At 63.9% G+C, this 21,944-nt stretch carries 21 protein-coding genes; 17 read left to right on the top strand and 4 right to left on the bottom strand.

From position 1 onward, the window contains the following. Positions 1–16: 16 nt before the first annotated feature. On the bottom strand, positions 17–151 hold the full coding sequence (rpmH, locus tag IPU70_RS10685) for a 50S ribosomal protein L34 (protein WP_003816025.1): 135 nt from the start codon (positions 149–151) through the stop codon (positions 17–19). A 395-nt stretch (positions 152–546) separates the two neighbouring features. Here rpmH and dnaA point away from each other — a divergent pair, with 395 nt between their 5' ends. From dnaA to gyrB, 3 genes are all read left to right on the top strand, one after another. Beyond that, complete coding sequence (dnaA, locus tag IPU70_RS10680; RefSeq protein ID WP_207467190.1) at positions 547–2,010, top strand: chromosomal replication initiator protein DnaA; 1,464 nt, start codon at positions 547–549, stop codon at positions 2,008–2,010. Positions 2,011–2,012: 2 nt separating this feature from the next. Then, entirely contained in the window at positions 2,013–3,122 is a 1,110-nt protein-coding gene (gene dnaN / locus IPU70_RS10675) for a DNA polymerase III subunit beta (protein WP_165360198.1), read from the top strand. Between the two features lie 95 nt (positions 3,123–3,217). Continuing rightward, the gene (gyrB, locus tag IPU70_RS10670; RefSeq protein ID WP_207467188.1) at positions 3,218–5,665 is read left to right on the top strand and encodes a DNA topoisomerase (ATP-hydrolyzing) subunit B; all 2,448 of its coding nucleotides are present in this window, start codon (positions 3,218–3,220) and stop codon (positions 5,663–5,665) included. A 198-nt stretch (positions 5,666–5,863) separates the two neighbouring features. Here gyrB and IPU70_RS10665 read toward each other — a convergent pair whose 3' ends face one another. Further along, on the bottom strand, positions 5,864–6,559 hold the full coding sequence (locus IPU70_RS10665; RefSeq protein ID WP_013390768.1) for a GntR family transcriptional regulator: 696 nt from the start codon (positions 6,557–6,559) through the stop codon (positions 5,864–5,866). A 101-nt stretch (positions 6,560–6,660) separates the two neighbouring features. Between IPU70_RS10665 and IPU70_RS10660 the strand changes: the two genes are divergently transcribed. From IPU70_RS10660 to IPU70_RS10625, 8 genes are read left to right on the top strand one after another with little or no spacing between them, the layout of a single operon-like run. Continuing rightward, positions 6,661–7,398, top strand: a complete 738-nt coding sequence (locus IPU70_RS10660) for an HAD family hydrolase (RefSeq protein WP_207467186.1) — start codon at positions 6,661–6,663, stop codon at positions 7,396–7,398. A 16-nt stretch (positions 7,399–7,414) separates the two neighbouring features. Beyond that, on the top strand, positions 7,415–8,302 hold the full coding sequence (locus IPU70_RS10655; protein WP_207467184.1) for an amino acid ABC transporter substrate-binding protein: 888 nt from the start codon (positions 7,415–7,417) through the stop codon (positions 8,300–8,302). Positions 8,303–8,324: 22 nt separating this feature from the next. After that, a complete protein-coding gene (locus tag IPU70_RS10650) occupies positions 8,325–9,041 on the top strand; it encodes an amino acid ABC transporter permease (protein ID WP_207467453.1) in 717 nt (238 codons plus the stop codon). Beyond that, the gene (locus IPU70_RS10645) at positions 9,038–9,700 is read left to right on the top strand and encodes an amino acid ABC transporter permease (RefSeq protein ID WP_013390772.1); all 663 of its coding nucleotides are present in this window, start codon (positions 9,038–9,040) and stop codon (positions 9,698–9,700) included. Before IPU70_RS10650 ends, IPU70_RS10645 begins: the two co-directional genes overlap by 4 nt. Positions 9,701–9,726: 26 nt before the next feature. Beyond that, positions 9,727–10,455 carry an amino acid ABC transporter ATP-binding protein gene (locus tag IPU70_RS10640; RefSeq protein ID WP_207467182.1) on the top strand — a complete coding sequence of 243 codons (729 nt, stop codon included), beginning with the start codon at positions 9,727–9,729 and terminating at the stop codon, positions 10,453–10,455. A 23-nt stretch (positions 10,456–10,478) separates the two neighbouring features. Then, positions 10,479–11,603: a threonine/serine dehydratase gene (locus IPU70_RS10635; RefSeq protein WP_371818903.1), complete on the top strand. Its 1,125-nt coding sequence runs from the start codon at positions 10,479–10,481 to the stop codon at positions 11,601–11,603. Continuing rightward, entirely contained in the window at positions 11,600–12,826 is a 1,227-nt protein-coding gene (locus IPU70_RS10630) for a pyridoxal phosphate-dependent aminotransferase (RefSeq protein ID WP_207467180.1), read from the top strand. The genes IPU70_RS10635 and IPU70_RS10630 overlap by 4 nt, the downstream gene beginning before the upstream one ends. A gap of 18 nt (positions 12,827–12,844) precedes the next feature. Continuing rightward, positions 12,845–13,228, top strand: coding sequence for a RidA family protein (locus IPU70_RS10625; protein WP_207467178.1), 384 nt, complete (start codon positions 12,845–12,847; stop codon positions 13,226–13,228). A 72-nt stretch (positions 13,229–13,300) separates the two neighbouring features. Here IPU70_RS10625 and IPU70_RS10620 read toward each other — a convergent pair whose 3' ends face one another. Beyond that, positions 13,301–14,224, bottom strand: coding sequence for a LysR family transcriptional regulator (locus IPU70_RS10620; protein WP_207467176.1), 924 nt, complete (start codon positions 14,222–14,224; stop codon positions 13,301–13,303). A 319-nt stretch (positions 14,225–14,543) separates the two neighbouring features. Between IPU70_RS10620 and IPU70_RS10615 the strand changes: the two genes are divergently transcribed. From IPU70_RS10615 to IPU70_RS10590, 6 genes are all read left to right on the top strand, one after another. Further along, a complete protein-coding gene (locus tag IPU70_RS10615; RefSeq protein ID WP_207467174.1) occupies positions 14,544–15,230 on the top strand; it encodes a hydrolase in 687 nt (228 codons plus the stop codon). A gap of 116 nt (positions 15,231–15,346) precedes the next feature. After that, entirely contained in the window at positions 15,347–16,939 is a 1,593-nt protein-coding gene (locus IPU70_RS10610) for an MFS transporter (protein WP_207467172.1), read from the top strand. 81 nt (positions 16,940–17,020) lie between these two features. After that, positions 17,021–17,725, top strand: coding sequence for a pirin family protein (locus tag IPU70_RS10605; RefSeq protein WP_207467170.1), 705 nt, complete (start codon positions 17,021–17,023; stop codon positions 17,723–17,725). Between the two features lie 41 nt (positions 17,726–17,766). Then, the gene (locus tag IPU70_RS10600; RefSeq protein ID WP_207467168.1) at positions 17,767–18,030 is read left to right on the top strand and encodes a XapX domain-containing protein; all 264 of its coding nucleotides are present in this window, start codon (positions 17,767–17,769) and stop codon (positions 18,028–18,030) included. A 128-nt stretch (positions 18,031–18,158) separates the two neighbouring features. Beyond that, on the top strand, positions 18,159–20,045 hold the full coding sequence (locus IPU70_RS10595) for an amidohydrolase (protein WP_207467449.1): 1,887 nt from the start codon (positions 18,159–18,161) through the stop codon (positions 20,043–20,045). A gap of 11 nt (positions 20,046–20,056) precedes the next feature. Continuing rightward, a complete protein-coding gene (locus IPU70_RS10590; protein WP_207467166.1) occupies positions 20,057–20,512 on the top strand; it encodes a DoxX family protein in 456 nt (151 codons plus the stop codon). An 83-nt stretch (positions 20,513–20,595) separates the two neighbouring features. Here IPU70_RS10590 and IPU70_RS10585 read toward each other — a convergent pair whose 3' ends face one another. After that, positions 20,596–21,810 carry a hypothetical protein gene (locus IPU70_RS10585; protein WP_207467164.1) on the bottom strand — a complete coding sequence of 405 codons (1,215 nt, stop codon included), beginning with the start codon at positions 21,808–21,810 and terminating at the stop codon, positions 20,596–20,598. Positions 21,811–21,944 lie beyond the last annotated feature (134 nt).

Below are 21,944 nucleotides of genomic sequence, written 5' to 3'. Positions count from 1 at the left end.
ACCGGAAAACCAGGACTTAGACGGCCAGACGCTTGCGGCCCTTGGCGCGGCGAGCGTTCAGGATAGCGCGGCCAGCGCGGGTTTTCATGCGCACGCGAAAGCCATGGGTGCGCTTGCGGCGGGTAACGGAAGGTTGGTAGGTACGTTTCATGGACGATCCACAAAAAGAACAAAAGTCAGAAGGGACCTGCCCGGAAGGGTTCCTGGTCGCGCATTCAGGAAGCGGGTATCCAATGAGCATTTTTGCAACAGGTGCAAAAAACAACTCGTAGACGGGGCTCTGACCGGGGAAACCCCGGGCGACGTATAGAAGCTAAAACCAGGCAGTTGCGTGGGCGGCGGCGTCATTGACACCCCCTGCCAACAAAGCGCGGCTAAGCTCTCTGTGGAACCTTCTGACAGACAGAATTCGGAAAAGCCCACCATTTCAGCAAGTTTTCCCTGTCTTGTCAAACAGTTAAGCTTGGGCCGCGTGGACGCTTATGCCCTACCCTGTGGATAACCCCAGCCCAGGCAAGGTAGAATCGAGGTTTGAATAAGAGCGACATGAAAGAATTCTGGCAGACCTGCGTCAGTCGTCTTGAGCAGGAACTCCCCCCCCAACAAATCAGCGCGTGGATACGACCGCTGGTCCCGCTTGCGTACGACGAAACGCAGGCGGTGCTGCGCGTTGCCGCGCCCAACCGCTTCAAGCTGGATTGGGTGCGCAAGAACTTTTCCCACCAGATCGAAGCGTTGGCCGCGGAGTGGTTCGAGCGTCCGGTGCAGGTACTGTTTGAGTTGCCCTCCCAAGGCACTGCGCCGCGCATGCCGGTCGCGCCCGTGCGCGCTCCGCAACCCGCGCAAACGTACCCGTCCGGTGGTTCCCCCTCAGGCGGCGCGCCGCCGCCCGGACCCGCGATGGCGCCCGCCCAGCCCGCTCCTGCGCCCGCGACGACGGCGGCTGCGCAAGCGGTGAACGCGGACGCAGCCAACATCGTGTACGAGCGCTCGCGCCTGAACACCGACTTGACGTTCGAGAACTTCGTGACGGGTAAGGCGAACCAGCTGGCGCGCGCCGCCGCGCTGCAGGTGGCCGAGAACCCTGGCACGTCCTACAACCCGCTGTTCCTGTACGGCGGCGTGGGTTTGGGCAAGACCCACCTGATCCACGCCATCGGCAATGCCATGGTGGCGGCGGGCACCGGTGTGCGCGTGCGCTATGTGCATGCCGACCAGTACGTGTCCGACGTGGTGAAGGCGTACCAGCGCAAGGCGTTCGATGATTTCAAGCGCTACTACCATTCGCTCGACCTGCTGCTGATCGACGATATCCAGTTCTTCTCCGGCAAGAACCGCACGCAGGAAGAATTCTTCTACGCGTTCGAAGCGATGGTGGCGCAGCGCAAGCAGATCATCATTACCAGCGACACGTATCCGAAGGAACTGTCGGGCATCGACAGCCGCCTGATTTCGCGCTTCGACTCCGGCCTGACGGTGGCCATCGAGCCGCCGGAACTGGAAATGCGCGTGGCGATCCTGCTGCGCAAGGCGGAATCCGAAGGCGTGCCCATGCCCGAGGAAGTGGCGTTCTTCATTGCCAAGCATCTGCGCAGCAACGTGCGCGAACTGGAAGGCGCGCTGCGCAAGGTTCTGGCCTACGCCCGCTTCCACGGCCGCGACGTGCTGACGGTGGATGTCTGCAAGGAAGCCCTGAAGGACTTGCTGTCGGTGTCCAACGGCCAGATCACCGTGGAGAACATCCAGAAGACGGTGGCGGATTTCTACAAGATCAAAGTGGCCGACATGTACTCGAAACGCCGGCCCGCCAATATCGCTTTGCCGCGCCAGGTCGCGATGTACCTGGCGAAGGAGCTGACCCAGAAAAGCCTGCCGGAAATCGGCGATCTGTTCGGTGGCCGTGATCACACCACCGTGCTGCATGCCGTACGCAAGATTTCCGACGCCCGCGCCAAGCAAGCGGAGCTCAACCATACCCTGCACGTGTTGGAACAAACTCTAAAAGGATGAACATGCAACTCGTACAAACCACACGCGATGCATTGCTGAAACCGCTATCGACTGTGGCGGGCATCGTCGAAAGACGCCATACCCTGCCCATCCTGGCGAACATCCTGATGCGCAAGGAAGGCAACAAGGTTGCCTTCATTGCGACCGACCTGGAAGTACAGATCACCACCCATGCCGATTTCGGCGTGGGTCAAGACAACGAATCCACCACGGTCGCCGCGCGTAAGCTGCTGGACATCCTGAAGGCCCTGCCGGACACCGGCGACGTGCGCCTGGCGCTGGCCAGCAACAAGCTGTCGGTGCAGTCGGCCAAGAGCCGTTTCGCGTTGCAGACGCTGGCCGCCAGCGAATTCCCCACCGTGGCCCAGCCCGAGCAGTGGGACGTGTCGCTGACCATGCCGCAGCGCACGCTGCGCCACCTGTTCAACATGGTGCACTTCGCCATGGCGCAACAGGACATCCGCTACTACCTGAACGGCATGCTGCTGGTGTTCGAACCGGGCCGCGTGCGCGCCGTCGCCACCGACGGCCACCGCCTGGCGCACTGCTCGACGGAAGCCGACGGCATCAGCGAACGCCATGAAGTGATCGTGCCGCGCAAGACCGTGCTGGAAATGCAGCGCCTGCTGGAAGACTCCGACGAGCCGGTTTCCATCGACGTGGCGCCGGGCCAGATCCGCTTCCGCTTCGGCGACGTGGAACTGGTGTCCAAGCTGGTGGAAGGCAAGTTCCCCGACTTCACGCGCGTGATCCCGACGAACTACACGCGCCATTTCCTGGTCGGCCGCGAAGCGCTCCAGGGCAGCCTGCAGCGCGCCGCCATCTTGACCACCGACAAGTTCAAGGGCGTGCGCCTGCAACTGGCGCAGAACCAGATGAAGATTTCGTCTTCCAACGCCGAGCAGGAAGAGGCGCAGGAAGAAATCGACATCGACTACGGCCATGAAGCGCTGGATGTGGGCTTTAACGTCGGCTACCTGCTCGACGTGCTGGCCAACGTCAAGGTGGACAACATCCAGTGGTCGGTCATGCCCGATGCCAACGCGTCGGCGCTCATCACCTTGCCCGAAGACGACCAGTTCAAGTACGTCGTCATGCCCATGCGGATCTGATCCGCGCCACTTGTGGGTTTGTGCCGCGGCGCAGCCTCGTGCTGCGCCCGCGGTCCGGCCGCCAGGCCGTTCTTTAAAGCGTTATCGATACAGACATGTCAGATCAGCAGAACACCACTCCCGAGAACAGCGGCTACGGCGCTGACTCGATCAAGATGCTCAAGGGGCTGGAGGCCGTGCGCAAGCGCCCCGGCATGTACATCGGCGATACCTCCGACGGCACCGGCTTGCACCACATGGTGTTCGAAGTCGTCGACAACGCCATCGACGAAGCCCTGGCCGGCTATTGCGACGACATCGTCGTCACGATCCACACCGACAACTCCATCTCGGTCACCGACAACGGCCGCGGCATTCCCACCGACATCCACAAGGACGACGAATTCCACCGCAGCGCGGCGGAAATCGTCATGACCGAACTGCATGCCGGCGGCAAGTTCGACCAGAACTCCTACAAGGTGTCTGGCGGCCTGCACGGCGTGGGCGTGTCTTGCGTGAACGCGCTGTCCGAATGGCTGCGGCTGACCATCCGCCGCAACGGCGAAGTGCACCAGATGGAATTCCGCCAAGGCGAGCGCGTCGCGCCCCTGGCGGTGACCGGCACGACCGACAAGCGCGGCACCGAAGTGCGCTTCCTGGCCGACCCGATCATCTTCAACAACATCGAGTACCACTACGAGATCCTCTCCAAGCGCCTGCGCGAGCTGTCGTTCCTGAACAATGGCGTGAAGATCCGCCTGATCGACCAGCGCCAGGGCAAGGAAGAGAACTTCGCGTTCTCCGGTGGCGTGAAGGGCTTTGTCGAATACATCAACCGCAGCAAGACCGTGCTGCACCCGAACGTGTTCTCGGTCACCACCGAGTCCGCGGCGGGTGGCGTGCCGGTCGGCGTTGAAGTGGCGATGCAGTGGAACGACAGCTATAGCGAAAGCGTGCTGTGCTTCACCAACAACATCCCGCAGCGCGACGGCGGCTCGCACCTGACCGGCCTGCGCGCGGCGATGACCCGCATCATCAACAAGTACATCGCCGATAACGAACTGGCCAAGAAGGCCAAGGTCGAAACCTCCGGCGACGACATGCGCGAAGGCCTGGCCTGCGTGCTGTCGGTGAAGGTGCCCGAACCCAAGTTCAGCAGCCAGACCAAGGACAAGCTGGTCTCCAGCGAAGTGCGCCCGGCGGTGGAAGAAGCCGTGGCCCGCACGCTGGAATCCTGGCTGCTCGAGAACCCGATCGATGCCAAGGCGCTGTGCGCCAAGATCGTCGAAGCCGCCCGCGCGCGCGAAGCCGCGCGCAAGGCGCGCGAGATGACGCGCCGCAAGAGCGTGCTGGAAGGCGCCGGCCTGCCCGGCAAGCTGGCCGACTGCCAGGAAAAGGATCCGGCGCTGTGCGAGCTGTACATCGTCGAGGGTGACTCCGCAGGCGGCTCGGCCAAGCAGGGCCGCGACCGCAAGTTCCAGGCCATCCTGCCGCTGCGCGGCAAGGTGCTGAACGTGGAGAAGGCGCGCTTCGACCGCCTGATCGCCAGCGAACAGATCGCCACGCTGATCACCGCGTTGGGCACCAGCATCGGTCCCGACTTCAACGTCGACAAGCTGCGCTACCACCGCCTCATCATCATGACCGACGCGGACGTGGACGGCGCGCACATCCGCACCCTGCTGCTGACGCTGCTGTACCGCCAGATGCCCGAACTGGTGCAGCGCGGCTACGTGTATATCGCGCAGCCGCCGCTGTACAAGGTCAAGGTCGGTCGTGAAGAACGGTATCTGAAGGACGACCAGGAAGAAGCGCAGTTCATGCTGCAGCTGGCGCTGAAGGATGCCGAGATCATCTCGGGCGGCAACATCATCCGCGGCGACGAGCTGAGCGACCTGGCCCGCCAGTACGTGGCGGCCGACGGCGTCATCGCGCGCCTGTCGCGCGTGTTCGACGTGGGCGCGCTGTCGGCCATGGCCGAAGGCGTGGAGATCAATCTGGAATCTGCCGAGTCCACCGCCGACTCCGCCCGCCGCCTGGCCGATGCCATGCGCGATCCGGTCAGCGGCAACGGCGTCGAAGTGGTGCCGCAGTTCGACGAGGCCACCGAACGCCATCGCCTGTCGGTGCAACGCATGCACCACGGCAACGTGCGCGTCAGCATCATCGATGCGGACTTCGTCAACGGTTCGGACTACGCCGTGCTGTCCAAGGCCGCCAAGAGCTTCTCCGGCAAGGTCAGCGCGCGTTCGCTGGCTGCCCGCGGCGAAGGCGAAAAGCGCAAGGAACAGACCGTGTCCGACTTCCGCGAAGCCATGCAATGGTTGCGCAGCGAAGCCGACCGCAGTATCTCCAAGCAGCGCTACAAGGGTCTGGGCGAAATGAACCCGGAACAGCTGTGGGAAACCACCATGGACCCGAAGGTGCGCCGCCTGCTGCGCGTGCAGATCGAGGACGCCATCGCGGCCGACGAGGTCTTCACCACGCTGATGGGCGACGACGTCGAACCGCGCCGCAACTTCATCGAGACGCACGTGCTGTCGGCGGGGAATATCGACGCCTGATCGGCGCGCGATCCCGCGAAAATCTGGATTCTTCCTGGGAACTCCGGATTGCGTGAAAAGGGGGGCTGCATCGCAGCCCCCCTTTTTTTCTTGGCGCAAGCACGCCGGGCTTTGGGCTCCCGGCCTATCCGTGAACTGCCAGGCTGCGCCGGTGCCCTAGCCCGTCAGGGATGCGCGCCAGCCCTGGCTCCAAGTGCTTCAAAGCTTGGACGTTTGTTCAATGGGCCGCTTCGCGAGGCATTCGACGAGCAAGTCTCCCGTTGCTCGGATGTGCTGCGTCAGGAGGCTGCAGGCGTTGTTCACTTCACCCTGTTTGCACATCGCCAGAAGCTCCCAGTGCTCCTGTTGCGAGCGATCCCGGTGGGTCGTGAACTCCCACGTGTAACGCAAATAGCGTTCGAAGCCCAGACGCAATGTCTCGACCATCGTCAGCGTCCTTGGGCGGTTAGCAGCGGCATATAGCCCCCGGTGAAAGCGGGCATTCAGCAGGATGATTTGATCGACGCTGGTTTCGTTGTCCAGCTCCTTGAGCACGCGCTCGGCTGCTTCGAACTGAACCTCTGTCAGCTTGGGGATGGCCCAAGCCAAGGCTTGCGGCTCGACCACGCTGCGCAACGTCGTCATTTCTTCGGCTTCGTCGGCCGACATGGTCGCCACGCTGACGCCGCGACGAGGTTCCGAGACCAGGAAGCACTCGCGGATAAGGTCCTTGAACGCCTCTCGCACGACGGTTTGGCTGACCCGGAAACGCGAGGCCACGGCATCCTGGCGCAGGCGTTCTCCTGGTTTTAGCTGGCCGTGGATGATTTCTCCGCGCAGGGCGTCTACCACCGCGCCAGCGATCGAACGATCCGCCAGGGCCTGCGCCACCGGCGACGCTTCACTGTAGTCCATAGATTTCCTCCTCTTAGGGATTATACGGACTGATCAGGTATTGCAGATTATCGATTATCGATTATAGTTCACGGACCCCTCACTTTTCATCAAGGTTGCATATGACGCTCCGCCTTTCCGATTTCGATGCCGTGACCTTCGACGTGTATGGCACGTTGATTGACTGGGAGCCTTCGATCGCCAAGTTTCTGACGCGCTGGGCGCGCGAGAACCGCATCGAGGCCGACGCCGAAACCCTGATCATGGCTTTCGATGGCGCCCGCGCGGCGATCCAGAAGGAACGCCCGGCGCACCTCTACCCCGACGTCCTGACCAAGTGCTTCGAGCGCATCTGCACCCAGTTCAAGGTGGCCGTGGACCCGGACCTGCGCCGCCAGTTCGCGGCCGCGCCGCACACCTGGCCGGCATTCGACGACAGCCATGCTGGATTGGTGCGCCTGCAGCAGTCCGCCAAGGTAGGCGCGTTCAGCAACATCGACCAGGCTTCGCTCAATACCTCGTGCGACAACCTGGACTTCCGCTTCGATCTGGTGGTGACGGCACAACGCGTAGGCGCCTACAAGCCCGATTGGCCGCACTTCGACACGGGCATAGGCGATCTCATGCGCATGGGCATCCCGCGCGAACGGATCCTGCACGTCGGGCAAAGCTTGCGGGCCGACATCACGCCGGCAAACCGGCTGGGCGTCCGCTGCGCCTGGGTCAACCGCCCGGGCAGGCTGCTGGGCTTGTCGGGCGAAGGCGCGGCCGAGGCGAAACCCGACCTGACGGTTTCCAGCCTCGCAGAACTGGTTGCCGCCCTGACCGGCGCCGATCAACCCGTCCCAACGCCGGCGTGACAAAAGGAGTGACTCCATGACCACCACAATCCGTTTCGTGCCCCGCGTCCTGCGCGGCGTCCTAGGCGCAGTCCTGCTCGCAGGCAGCGTGGCGGCGATGGCGCAGAGTACCGATCCCATCCTGGAGCGCATCAAGGCAAAGGGAACCATCACGCTGGGTTATCGCGAATCGTCGATTCCCTTTTCCTATCTGGACGACGCCAGGAAGCCTGTGGGTTACGCCATGGACCTGTGCATGAAGGTGGTGGACGCGGTCCGGCAGCGACTGCAGATGCCGGCACTGAAGGTCGATTACATCGCGGTGAACCCGCAAAACCGGATCGCGCTGGTCGCCAACGGCACGGTCGATCTCGAATGCGGGTCGACGGTCAACTCCCTGGGCCGCCAGGCCCAGGTTGACTTCAGCGCCCCGCACTTCATCTCGACCACCCGGCTGCTGGTGCGCAAGGGCGCGGACATCAAGGAGGTTGAGGACCTCAACGGAAAGGCCGTGGCGCTGCCGATCAACACCACTCCCGAACGGCTGATCAAGGCACTGATCGAAGCGAAGAATCTGCAGGTCCGCATCGTTCCGGTGAGGGACAACTCCGAGGGCTTTCTGGCGCTCTCGACGGGCCGGGCCGACGCTTTCTCCACTGACGACATCCTGCTCTATGGATTGCGCAAGAGCGCGCCGACGCCTGTCGACTTCGAAGTGGTCGGCCGGCCCCTGTCGTTCGATCCGTACGGCCTGATGCTGCAAAAGAACAGCACCGTGTTCCTCAGCCTGGTGAACGCCACCATCGCGCGCAGTGTGCGCTCCGGGGAACTCAACGCTTCCTACGACAAGTGGTTCGCGCCCATGGGCGTTCCGCTGTCGAAGGACCTGGCAGCGGCATTCAAATTGGCCGCACTCCCGGAATGACGCGATCCGCTCGGGGCTCATGATGAACTACGCATGGAATTGGAATGTCCTTTTCGAGGAGCCTTACGCGGGCTGGCTGATCTCCGGGCTGCAAGCGACGGTGCTGATCTCGCTCGCAGCCTGGGCCATCGCCGTTGTGATCGGCCTGGCGCTGGGCGTGCTGGGATCGCTGCCCGGCCGCATACGGTGGTTGTTGACGGCCTACGTTTCGGTATTCAGGAACGTGCCGCTCCTGGTGCAGTTGTTCATCTGGTTCTTCGTGGTGCCGGAACTGCTGCCGGGCGAGGCCGGTCGATGGCTGAAGCGTGATCTGCCGATGCCGGAGATCTGGACGGCGATTGCCGCCCTGGGCTTGTTCACCGCCGCGCGCGTGGCGGTACAGGTCCGTTCCGGCATCGCCGCATTGCCGCGCGGACAACGGCTCGCGGCCTACGCCAGCGGCATGACGCTGGCGCAGGCCTATCGCTACATCCTGCTGCCCCAGGCGCTGCGGCTGGTCCTGCCGCCGATGACCTCGGAGTTTCTTACGGTCTTCAAGAACTCCGCCTTGGCGCTGACCATAGGCGTATTCGAGATGACGGCGCAGAGCCGCCAGATCGAGAGCTATACCTTCAGCGGCTTTGAAGCATTTACCGCCGCCACCCTGGTGTACCTCTCCATCGCGCTATGCGTCACCGCAGGCATGCGCAGCCTGGAAAAGAAGCTGCTGATCCCAGGCACCCAAGGAGGACGGACATGAATGGCGTATTCGATGTCTCGGTCATCGTGAAGGCGTGGCCGTTCCTGCTGGAGGGGCTGGGGCTGAGTCTGCTGCTGACCCTGGTGGCGATGGCCGGCGGCCTCGTGCTTGGCCTGCTGCTGGCGCTTGCGCGCCTCTCCAGGCATGCGCTGCTCGCGGGAGCCGCGGCCGTGTATGTGAACGGCTTCCGCGCCGTGCCCTTGATCCTCGTCATCTTCTGGTTCTATTTCCTGGTGCCGCTGATCGTCGGCAAGCCCGTGGGAGCGCTACCCTCGGCATTGATCGCCTTCACGCTGTTCGAGGCGGCCTACTACTCCGAAATCATCCGCGCGGGCCTGCAAAGCGTGCGTTCGGGGCAATGGCAAGCCGCGGCGGCGTCCGGCTTGAGCCGTGCGCAGGCGCTGCGCTTCGTGGTGCTGCCACAGGCGCTGCGCAACATGATGCCCGTGCTCATCACGCAAGCGATCGTGCTGTTCCAGGACACCTCGCTCGTCTACGTCATCTCGTTGCGAGACTTCATGACCTCCACCAGCATCGTGGCCAACCGGGACAACCGATTGATCGAGATGTACCTGTTCGCAGCGCTCGTCTACTTCGTGCTCTGCGCATCCCTATCACTGGCGGCACACCTGGCAGCCAAGCGCAGGAGCGCCGTATGACATCAGAACAGCGAGAAGAAGCGCCCATGATCGAAGTATCCGGACTGCACAAATCCTATGGCGCGACCCCCGTGCTCAATGGTTGCGACATGGCGATCCGCCGCGGCGAGGTGGCCGTGATCTGCGGACCCTCGGGCTCCGGCAAAAGCACGCTGATCAAGTGCTTCAACGGTCTGGAGTCGTTCCAACGCGGCAGCGTGCGGGTCGACGGCGTCGATGTGGGCGCCGCTGCCTCCAATCTGAGCGATCTGCGCAGCCGCGTCGGCATGGTGTTTCAGCATTTCGAGCTCTATCCGCACCTGACCGTGCTCGATAACCTCTGTCTTGCCCCCATGAAGGTGCTGGGGCGAACGCGGGAGGCTGCGCACCACAAGGCCCGGGAATTGTTGGGCCGTGTCGGGCTGCCTGGAAAGATCGACGCGTATCCGGCCCAGCTTTCCGGCGGCCAGCAGCAGCGCATCGCGATTGCGCGGGCGCTGGCAATGGACCCCATCGTCATGCTCTTCGATGAGCCCACGTCGGCGCTGGATCCAGAGATGATAGGCGAGGTGCTTTCCGTGATGCTGGAGCTTGCCCAGGACGGCATGACGATGGCCGTTGTCACGCATGAGATGGGCTTTGCCAGGCGTGCCGCGGACAACATCATCTTCATGGATGCCGGGAAAGTCGTGGAGAACACGCCGACGGACATGTTCTTCGCATCGCCCCGTTCCGCGCGCGCGCAGGACTTTCTGTCGCGGCTGGTCTCCCATTGAAGCTATCGAATCCGAAAATCCCCATGACACGAAACAGACCGAAGACCAGACCTGGCGCGTTCATCGCACACGAATCACTCGGCAAGATGCGTGTGCCCGTTTTTGAAGATGTCCGCGCAGCGCTCGAACGCATCCGGCCTCACGTGGTCTCGACGCCGCTCATGCGATCGGCAGCCCTCGATTGCATCGTGGGCGCGCCAGTCTGGATCAAGGCCGAGAACCTCCAGGTGACGGGATCCTTCAAGGCGCGCGGCGCGTTCAACGCCTTGTTGGGCTTGAGCGAGTCCGAACGGCAACGGGGCGTTGTTGCCTATTCCACCGGCAATCATGGCCAGGCCGTGGCCTGGGCGGCACGCTGTCTCGGCATTCCGGCAACGATCGTCATGCCGGCCGACGCGCCTCGCAACAAGGTCGCTCGAGCACTGGCCCACGGCGCACGCGTGGTTCATTACGACCGGCGACGCGAAAGCCGGGAAGTCATCGGCATGCGGTTGTTGCAGGAGTCAGGCGGCACGCTGATCCCTCCTGGCGATCACCCCGACGTGCTGGCGGCACAAGGAACGGTGGCGCTGGAAGCGCTGGACGCGCTTGCGCCAGTGGCCAGGGAAAATCTGGGTACGTTTGCCGCGCCTTGCGGCGGCGGCGGACTGGTGGCCGGCTGCGGACTGGTGCTGGACGCCCTTCTGCCGAACCTGCGGGTGGTGGCCGTGGAACCCTGCGGGTTTGACGACACCGTGCGCTCGCTCGCCAGCGGAACCCGGGAGGTCAACGCGCCCACGGCGACCACGCTGGCGGATGCCTTGCAAGCGGTAACGCCCGCGCAACTGCCGTTCGAAATAAATCGGCATTTTCTTGATGAAGCCTTGGCCGTGACGGACGCAGAAATTGCGTATGCCATCCGGTTTTCGCTGACGGAGTTGGGCATGGTGGTTGAGCCGGGCGGAGCCGTGGCGTTGGCGGCGGTACTGGCCGGACGGCTGCAGTCAGGCGGCAAGGACGTGCTGATCGTGTTGTCCGGCGGCAATATCGACATGCCGTTGCTGGCGCGATTGCTTCAGGAGAACGATGACACGGTCGAGATCGATCGGGATCGAGCCGCCGAACCATCACAAGTCCCCCATTTTGTTAACACGACGAGAACGCCATGAATGCGATTGAAGAAAAGTTCCTGAAGCTGGGCATTGATAACGCGCCAGGCCAGGAGGTGCGGGAAAGCCACGGCGGCGAAGGTCTGCTGCATGAAGGCGCAAGCCTTCCGGGCGTGGCCGTGGATTTCTCGCACGGCGACGTCAATGCCGATGCGTTTGAACCCACGCCGGGGGCGCTTGACGCTTTCGTCCAAGGCGTTCATCGCGGCGGTTCCCAGGCCTACACCGAATACCGTGGCCAGTCGGCCATCCGCGAGAAGCTCGCGCTCGATCTGGCGGCGTTTTCAGGCCATCCCGTTTCGGGCGCCGAAGAACTCATCATTACGCCCGGAACCCAGAGCGCACTGTTTCTCGCCGTCGCAAGCACCGTGACTGCCGGCGAAAAAGTCGCGATCGTGCAGCCCGACTACTTCGCCAATCGCAAGCTGGTCGAATTCATGGGGGCGGAGATGATCCCTGTGCAACTCGATTATCTGAACAACACGGCGCATGCCGGCCTGGATTTGGAGCAATTGGAATCGGCATTCAAGGCGGGCGCCAAGGTCTTTCTCTTCTCGAACCCGAACAACCCCACAGGGGCCGTATATTCCCGCAACGAAATCGGGCAGATCGCGGCGCTGGCCGAGAGGTTCGGCGCAACGGTCATTGTCGACCAACTCTACTCCCGTCTGCTGTATGCGGGGCAGCCGTATGTCCATCTTCGAGGCGCCCCGGAGGCGGGAGAAAACGTCGTCACCATCATGGGACCGTCAAAAACGGAATCGTTGAGCGGCTATCGCTTGGGGGTGGCATTTGGCAATGCCCGCATCATCCAGCGCATGGAGAAACTCCAGGCCATCGTCTCGTTGCGCGCGCCGGGGTACTGCCAGGCTGTGTTGCAGACCTGGTTCTCCGAACCCGCCGGATGGCTGGCCGACCGCATTGGAAGGCACCAGCAGATCCGCGACGACCTGCTGTCGCTGTTTCGCGGCATCGAGGGCGTGGCGGTCCGCACACCGCAAGCGGGCAGCTACCTGTTTCCGCAGCTGCCCAAGCTACGCATGACTTTGCAGACCTTCATCCGGACGCTGCGGTCGCGGGCTAACGTCACGGTCACGCCGGGGACTGAATTCAGCCCGCACGCCGGTGACAGCATCCGCCTCAATTTCTCGCAGAACCACGAGGCGGCGGTCGACGCCGTCAAACGCATCGCGACCGTCCTTGAAGAACAGCGTCTCGCTTAACCCAAGCCACCCGGAAAAATGATCAGAAAAGCGTATTCCAGCGACTCGACGCCGCCGCCAGCCGGCACCTACAGCGTGGCCATGCAGGCTGGCCCACTCCTGTTTCTCTCGGGCCAGACACCGCGCGATCGCGATAACGTCAGACATGGAGACAAGCCCTTTGCCGCCCAGGCGAGAATGGCGCTCGACAATCTCGAGGCTGCCGCGAATGCGGCAGGGGCTAGCCTGCGCGACGCAGTCAAGGTGGGTGTGTTCTTGAGGGACCTGGCCCATGCGCAGGAATTCGACGCGATCTACGCGACCTATGTTGGGGAACCGCCGCCTGCCAGGACCTTGATCCAGTCCGGTTTCAGCGCGTTCGACATCGAGGTCGATGCGATACTCGTTCGAAGTTTCGCCTAATCATTCAATGATGGCGCGCGCCGGTCCCGACTGGCGCCGCTGCCCCGGCGCAGGCCGGGAGCTGCGGGCCAGTTACACCTGCACATCATTGGCCCAGGGTTCGGCCGTCAAGCGCTCCGCCATATACTCGATGAAGGCCTGCACCCGGGCCGGCCGGCGGCGCCCCGGCGGCGTGACGATATGCAGGGCGATCGGGTCCACTTGCCAGTCATCCATCACGGTCTCCAGCGCGCCCGATTGCAGATCCTTCCATGCCAGGAACTCCGGTTGCAACGCCAGCCCCATGCCCGCTTGCAGCGCCGGCGTCAGGGCTTCGGCGTTGTTCACGTTCAGGTGCACGGGCAAGGACTGCGAGAAATCCCCGTGCTTTTCATGGCGGAAACGCCAGCTTGAGCCGTTGCGCGCGTACATGTATTGCAGCGCGGTGTGCTGCGCCAGGTCCTTGGGATGCTTGGGGCGGCCCGCGCGTTTGAAGTAACTGGGCGCACCCACCAACAGAATGCGCACGGAGCACAGTCGCCGTGCCAGCAGCGTCGAGTCCACCAGGTTGGAAATCCGCAGCGCCAGGTCGAAGCGTTCCGAAACCAGGTCCGCCTGCTTGTCGCTGAATTCGATCTCCAGGGCGACATCGGGATTGGCCTGCATGAACGGAGGCAACATCGGCGCCAGATGCGTGACGCCGAAAGACATGGGCGCGGACAACCTGATCTTGCCGCGCAGGCTGCTCGATTTCTCCGTCACCTCGGATTCGACCGCTTCGCCTTCCTCGAGGATGCGGGCAGCGCGTTCCAGCGCTGCGTAGCCGGATTCGGTCAGCGTCATGCTGCGGGAAGTGCGATGGAACAGAGTCGTTTTCATCCTGGCTTCCAGACGGCTGATGCTCTTGGAAACCGTGGCTTGCGACAAGGCAAATTCGGCCGCCGCCTTAGCGAACGATCCCGTCTCGGCGACCTTGGCGAAGATCGCCCAACCTTCTAGATCCGGCAGCTTGCTCATCTCGTGTTCTCGGGAAATGCCCGCGCCGATGATAGCCCCTGCCTATGGCGCGGACAAGAATGGTGGTGAACGCAGCGCAGCAAAAGCCTGTCACGCCATCGTCATCATGCAAGAAATGGAAAGGATGGAATTCCTTGCCGCGGGTTCTCAGGATCGCGGCCGCTCCCTACTATGCATATACCGACTGACGAGATGCACGGCCTGCTTCCAGCAGCGCTTCAGTCACCGACTAGCCGGCGCGAACCAGGATGGTTTGCCAGCAACACCGAATTCTTTCCCGCCGCCCCATTTGATCGTTTTCCTGAAAGAGAGACCTGCCATGTCCGCCAACAAGTACCTTGAAGTCCTGACCCCGCAGAACAGCCAGATCATCTTCATCGATCAGCAGCCGCAGATGGCGTTCGGCGTCCAATCCATCGATCGCCAGACCTTGAAGAACAACGTGGTGGGCCTGGCCAAGGCCGCGCGCACCTTCAATATCCCTACCACCATCACGACGGTCGAAACCGACAGTTTCTCGGGCAATACGTATCCCGAACTGCTGGCCGTGTTCCCGGACCATAAGATCCTGGAGCGCACCTCCATGAACTCCTGGGACGACCAGAACGTGCGCGATGCGCTGGCCGCCAATGGCCGCAAGAAAGTCATCGTCGCCGGCCTGTGGACGGAGGTCTGCAACACCACCTTCGCGCTCTGCGCCATGCTGGAAGGCGAGTACGAAATCTATATGGTGGCGGATGCTTCCGGCGGCACCTCGGTGGACGCGCACAAGTACGCCATGGACCGCATGGTGCAGGCCGGCGTGGTCCCGGTGACCTGGCAGCAGGTGCTGCTGGAATGGCAGCGCGACTGGGCCCGCAAGGAGACCTATGACGCTGTCACCGCCATCGTCAAGGAACACTCGGGCGCTTACGGCATGGGCATCGATTACGCCGTCACCCACGTCCACAAGCTGGCTGAGCGCGTCCAGCACGGCGAACGCATCGGCCCCAACCCCGCCAAGTAAACCGCAAGCCGGGCCGGCCAGACAGATTCTGGCCGGCCCGGCATTCTGTTTTTGAACTCGGCGGGCGGCGGGACTTGCGGGTCCGAAAGCTGCCTGGCGCGATCCAGGAGAGTCCCATGCCAGACCAGAAGAGCAACGCGACGCGCGGCACCTTCGCGCCCTTGCGCCAGTCCGTGTTCGCCGTCCTGTGGGCCGCGACGGTGCTGGGCAATGTAGGAAGCTTCATGCGGGATGTGGCCAGCTCCTGGCTGGTGACCGACCTGTCGGCCAGCCCGACCGCAGTGGCGCTGATCCAGACGGCCGCGACCTTGCCGATTTTCCTGCTGGCAATCCCGGCCGGCGTGCTTTCCGACATTCTGGATCGCCGCCGCTTCCTGATCTTCGTGCAGCTGCTGCTGGCCTCGGTAAGCGGCACGTTGTTGTTGCTGTCGCACTTCGGCGCGCTGACCGTCGATTACCTGATCGCGCTGACCTTCGTCGGCGGTATCGGCGCGGCATTGATGGGGCCGACCTGGCAATCCATCGTGCCCGAACTCGTGCCCCGCGAAGAGCTCAAGGGCGCTGTCGCGCTGAACTCGCTGGGCATCAACATCGCGCGCGCCATCGGTCCGGCGGCGGGCGGGTTGATCCTGGCCAGCTTCGGCGCGGCGGTCACGTACGGGCTGGACGTGCTGAGCTACGTGTTCGTCATCGCCGCATTGCTGTGGTGGAAACGTCCGGTGGCCGTCGACAGCGGGCTGTCGGAGAACTTTTTCGGCGCGTTCCGCGCGGGCCTGCGCTATACGCGGGCCAGCAAGGAGCTGCATCGTGTACTGCTGCGCGCCGCCGTCTTTTTCCTGTTCGCCAGCGCGGTCTGGGCGCTGCTGCCCCTGGTGGCGCGACAGATGCTTGGCGGTACTGCCGGCTTCTACGGCGTGCTGCTGGGTGCGGTGGGCGCTGGCGCGATCATCGGCGCCCTGGTCATGCCCAAGCTCAGCGCCCGCCTGAATACGGACGGGCTGGTGCTGTTGGCTTCCGTGGCCAGCGCGGCGGTCATGGCGGGGCTGGTGTTTGCGCCGCCCCAGTGGCTGGCCGTGCTGCTGCTGGTGGTGCTGGGCATGGGCTGGATCACCGCGCTTACCACGTTCAACGGCGTGGCCCAGGCCATCCTGCCCAACTGGGTGCGCGGCCGCGGGCTGGCGGTGTATCTGATGGTCTTCAACGGCGCGATGGCGGCGGGCAGCCTGGGCTGGGGTTTGGTGGCGCGGGAAATCGGCGTGCCCTATGCGCTGGCGGTCAGCGCCGCTGGCCTGGTGGTGGTGGCGCTGTTGTTCCATCGCGTGCGCCTGCCGATCGGCGAAGCGGATCTGCAGGCGTCGAATCACTGGCCGGAGCCGCTGCTTGCCGAGCCGGTCGCCAATGATCGCGGCCCGGTGCTGGTGCAGGTCGAGTACCGCATCCGCCAGGAGGACCGGCCCGCCTTTCTCGACGCGATGAAGCGCTTGTCGCAAGAGCGTTTGCGCGACGGGGCCTATGCCTGGGGCGTGGTCGAGCACACCGGGGATCCGCAGCGGGTGGTCGAGTGGTTCTTCGTCGAGTCTTGGGCCGAACACTTGCGCCAGCATCACCGCGTGTCCCATGCCGATGCCGATCTGCAAACCGAGGCGCTGCGCTTCCATATGGGGCCGGACAAGCCTGAGGTGCATCACTTCCTGGCCTTGAAGCACTGACGGGCAGCAGCGGGAGCCAGCTCATGAACCATACGACGCCTGCTGTCGCGCAGGCCGGCAAGCGGAACGCGGAGGCGCGCCATGGTTGAGCGCCGTCCTCTTGCGAGCCTGGGCCATGCCCGCCGCGGCTGGCTCGACGTGAAGCACCATTTTTCCTTCGCCGCCTATCAGGACCCTGAGCGCATGAACTGGGGCGCGCTGCGCGCCTGGAACGACGAAACCATCGCACCGGGCTCGGGCTTTCCGCCTTTGCTGCATGCGGATGTGGAAATCATCACCTGCGTGCGGCAAGGCGCGCTGACCCATGAAGACGATCTGGGCAACCGCGGACGCACCGGCGTCGGCGAGGTGCAGGTCATGAGCGCGGGCAGCGGCCTGACGCACGCTGAATTCAACATGGAAGGCGGACCCGCGCAGGTGTTCGAGATCTGGATCGAGCCGGATCGCCGCGGCGCGCCGCCGAGCTGGGGCAGGAAGTCCTTTACGCGCGAAGCCTGCAAGGGCCGGTTCATCACGCTGGCCAGCGGCATGGACGGCGACGAAGACGCGCTGCCCATCCGCAGCGATGCGCGGGTGCTTGCGCTGGCGCTGAAGGCGGGCGAGGACGCCACCTATCGTTTTGCGCGCGGCGCGCGGCGTGGCTACCTGGTCGCCTCCAAAGGCAGATTGAAGGTCAACGGCGTGGAGATCGGGCTGGGCGACGGCGCCGCCATCCGCGACGAAACGGAGCTGCGCCTGACGGCCCTGGACGATGCAGAAGTCCTCCTGGCCGACACGCACGCCTGAGCGGCATCCTTTTCCTATCCATCGACACAATGAGGACGCACATGAAGATCTATCTGCTTTCCCTGAGCGCCGGGCTGCTGGTCGGCGTGGTCTACAGCTTGCTGCAGGTCCGTTCGCCCGCCCCGCCCCTTGTGGCCCTGATCGGCTTGCTCGGCATATTGGTTGGCGAACAGATCGTTCCAGTGGGCCGGCAGCTGCTTAGCGGAACAGCCTTCGTTGCCGCCTGCGACAAGGAAAAGGCCGTCAGCCACGTGCTCGGCCAATTGCCCGGCCGCCATCAGGCTCAAGACAAGGAACACGGCTGAGCCGGTTCCTGCATCAAAGGAGATATTGCATGCCTACACGCCGCGATCTCATCGGTGTTGCTTCCGCCCTGGCGCTCAACGGGATGTTGGGACGCCACGCCATCGCCAGTTCGAAAGGAGAACCCAATATGTCCAACGCTACGCCGGATGTCATTTTCCACAATGGCCGCATCACCACGCTGGATCGCAGCAAACCGCAGGCCAGCGCCGTCGCGATCAAGAGCGGCCGGTTCATGGCGGTGGGCAGCGATGCCGAAGTCATGGCGCTGGCAGGCGCTGGCACGCGGGTCGTCGATCTCAAGCGCCGCGCAGCCCTGCCTGGCCTGTACGACAACCACACCCACGTGGTGCGCGGCGGCCTGAACTACAACATGGAGCTGCGTTGGGACGGCGTGCGTTCGTTGGCCGACGCCATGGCCATGCTGAAGCGCCAGGTCGCCATCACGCCCGCGCCGCAATGGGTGCGCGTGGTGGGCGGCTTTACCGAGCACCAGTTCGCCGAGAAGCGTCTGCCCACGATCGACGAGATCAACGCCATCGCGCCCGATACGCCGGTGTTCATCCTGCACCTGTATGACCGCGCATTGCTCAACGGCGCTGCGCTGCGTGCGGTGGGCTACACCAAGACCACGCCCAACCCGCCTGGCGGCGAGATCATGCGCGATGCCCAGGGCAACCCCACGGGGCTGCTGCTGGCCAAGCCCAATGCGACCATCCTGTATGCCACGCTGGCCAAGGGCCCCAAGCTGCCCTTCGACTACCAGCTCAATTCCACGCGCCATTTCATGCGAGAGCTGAACCGCTTGGGCGTGACGGGCGTGATCGACGCGGGCGGCGGCTTCCAGAATTATCCGGACGACTACGCCGTCATTCAGAAGCTGGCCGATGAAAACCAGATGACGGTGCGGCTGGCCTACAACCTCTTCACGCAAAAACCCAAGCAGGAAAAGGAAGACTTCCTCAACTGGACCTCCAGCGTGAAGTACAAGCAAGGCACGGACTACTTCCGCCACAACGGCGCGGGCGAAATGCTGGTGTTCTCGGCGGCCGACTTCGAGGACTTCCGCGTCGAGCGTCCGGACATGCCGCCGGAGATGGAAGGCGAGCTGGAAGAGGTCGTGCGCGTGCTGGTGCAGAACAAGTGGCCCTGGCGCCTGCACGCCACCTACGACGAGACCATCTCGCGCGCCCTGGACGTGTTCGAGAAAGTGCATCGCGACACGCCACTGACCGGGCTGAACTGGTTCTTCGACCACGCCGAAACCATCTCCGACAAATCGATCGACCGCATCGCCGCGCTGGGCGGGGGCATCGCCGTGCAGCACCGCATGGCTTACCAGGGCGAGTACTTCATCGAGCGCTATGGCGCAAAGGCCGCTGAAGCCACGCCGCCCGTCGCCAAGATCCTGCAGCGCGGCGTGAAGGTCTCGGCCGGCACCGACGCGACCCGGGTCGCGTCCTACAACCCCTGGGTGTCCTTGTCCTGGATGGTCACGGGCAAGACCGTGGGAGGTACCCGCCTCTACCCTGCGCGCAACTGCCTGGACCGCGAAACCGCACTGCGCATGTGGACCGAGAACGTGGCCTGGTTCTCCAACGAGGAAGGCAAGCGCGGCCGCATCGAGCCTGGCCAGCTGGCCGACTTCATCGTGCCGGACAAGGACTATTTCAGCTGCACCGAGGACGAGATCTCCTTCCTGACCTCGGACCTGACCGTGGTGGGCGGCCGCGTGGTCTACGGCGCGGGCGAATTCGGTCCGCTGGACGACAACCCGCTGCCGCCCGCCATGCCCGACTGGTCGCCTACCCGGTTGTTCGGCGGCTATGGGGCCTGGGGCGATCCGCAAGGCGCCGGTCGCAACTCGCTGGGCTACCGCAACATGGCGGCCTGCGCATGCGCCAGCTCCTGCGGCATGCATGGGCACGACCATGCCCGCGCGTGGGCATCGAATGCGCCCAGCTCGGACCTGCAGGGCTTCTTCGGCGCGCTGGGCTGCTCTTGCTGGGCCGTTTAAGGGGACCCGCCATGAGTACGCCCTTTCAATGGGAACGGCGGCTGGCCGATCTGGCCCGCCCGCTGTTCGGAGCCTCTGCCGTCCGGTTCCTGGCCTATCTGGGCCTGTGCGCCGCCTATTTGCAGGGAGGGGTGGTGAAGCTCACTGACTTTCCCGGCGCGCTGCGCGAGATGGCGCATTTTGGCCTGTCGCCCGAGCCCTTGTTCGCGGTGCTGGTGATCGCGCTGGAACTGGTGGCCTCCGTCATGATCCTGACGGGCAGGCTGCGATGGCTGGGCGCGCTGGCGTTGGCTGCCTTCACGCTGCTGGCGACCGGGATCGCGCTGCGCTTCTGGGAGATGCCGCTGGGACAGGAGCGCTTCATGGCGGCCAACTCGTTCTTCGAGCACCTGGGGTTGGCGGGCGGGTTGTTGCTGGTGGCGTGGCTGGATCTCAGGGAGACCAGACCCGGCGGGGTGGCATCCTGAAGGCAGGCAACATAGCCTGTCTTGTCGGGGCGGACCAAGGTCTGCGTAACCGGCACATCGGAGGGCATGCCGCAGCCATACGGCTACTTGCTGGCGTTGCGCGAACAATCCCGGTATTTGGCGCGGGCCGCGTCGTTCGCGATTCGGTCTCGGTCCTGGCGCGCGGCCAGCACTTCCGCCTGTAACGTCTCGCGGCACGCCAGGACTTTCGCATTGCGCTCGTCCTCGCGCGCCTTGCGTGCTTCCATTTTCTGGCGCGCCGCGGCGTTGCGGTCTTGAATCGCCTGGGCCTCGATGGGGTCCAGGGGAATCGAATTTCTTTGCGCGCGGGCGTCGCGAGCCATTTCGGGAGTGATGATTGCCTTGGCCGGCGATGACTCGATGGCGCGCGCCTGCTTGTCGTCCGGCGGGCATTGGTCGACCCCATGGTCTTTCAGCCGCGCAAGGCCGCCAGGATTCATGGCGAGCAGGATGGCTATGTCCTGTGGCGGCCGGCCTTGCCAGAAATAGAACAGCGAAGTCTCTTCCTTGCGGCCCGCGTACATGCAGCGCAGGATCTGATTTTCAGGCTTGGCGACGCGGTAGTCGAATCCTCGCATCATCGGCGTTTCGCCGAAGAACAGGCGCGCGGGTATCGCGGTGCCAGGCTCGATCAGCTTGCGGGCCGCGCCGGTCCGTTGCGCTTCCCAGTCGTCGTACTCGGCTTGATCGCGCAGGCGCCGGTAGGCTTCATACTCTTTCAGGCTGGCGCTGCTGGCCAGTGCGGCTGCGGCTTTGACGGGGTCCGGGGTTATTCCAAGTCCCGACCCGACGCCAAACCCCACGGCGGAAACCCAGCTGTTGAAGGCCTTTCTGGCGCTGGGCGGGATGCCGCCATCCAGCGGGCGGCCATTGTTTCCAAGCGTCATCAGGCTGGCGAAGCGTTGGGCCTGGTCGCCGCTGCCTGCGGCGATGCGCGGCCAAGCGATCATCAGGTCTTTCTGGAACAGCAGTTCACCAAATATGTCGCCGGCTGCGGCGCGGTCCGCGGCGGAGGCAGCGAAGTATGCGCGACGCGCTTCCTCGACTTGGGCCTCGAACCGCGCCATCTGCTGGCGCAGCGCCGCGTAGCCTTCGACAGCCCGCTGGACGTTGAGGGCTAGATAGTCGCGGGCGGAAGGCCGGCCGATCCAGATGACATCCTGTGCGAAAGCGCTGGCGGCCGCCAGCATGCCAATCAGGATCAGGAGCCAGCGAGACTGGCGCCAGGCCCTTGGATCCGGCCCGCTGCGGACGTATGCAGGTCCAGGGTGGTGCATGGCAAGCTCTCCGGATGGGGTCCGGCACAGGACGTCCGGATGGCAAATGCCGCCACTCCTTACGGTGGAGTGCAAAAAACTATAGGCAAACAGTGAGGAGGCGTCTCTCCACTCTTTGGATGGCGCAACGGCCC

It is taken from the genome of Achromobacter sp. SD115 (genome assembly GCF_017355315.1).
Classification (GTDB): Bacteria; Pseudomonadota; Gammaproteobacteria; order Burkholderiales; family Burkholderiaceae_B; genus Achromobacter; species Achromobacter xylosoxidans_B.
The sequence above is the reverse complement of the archived record's forward strand: the minus strand, read 5'-3'. Positions and strand labels throughout refer to the sequence as shown.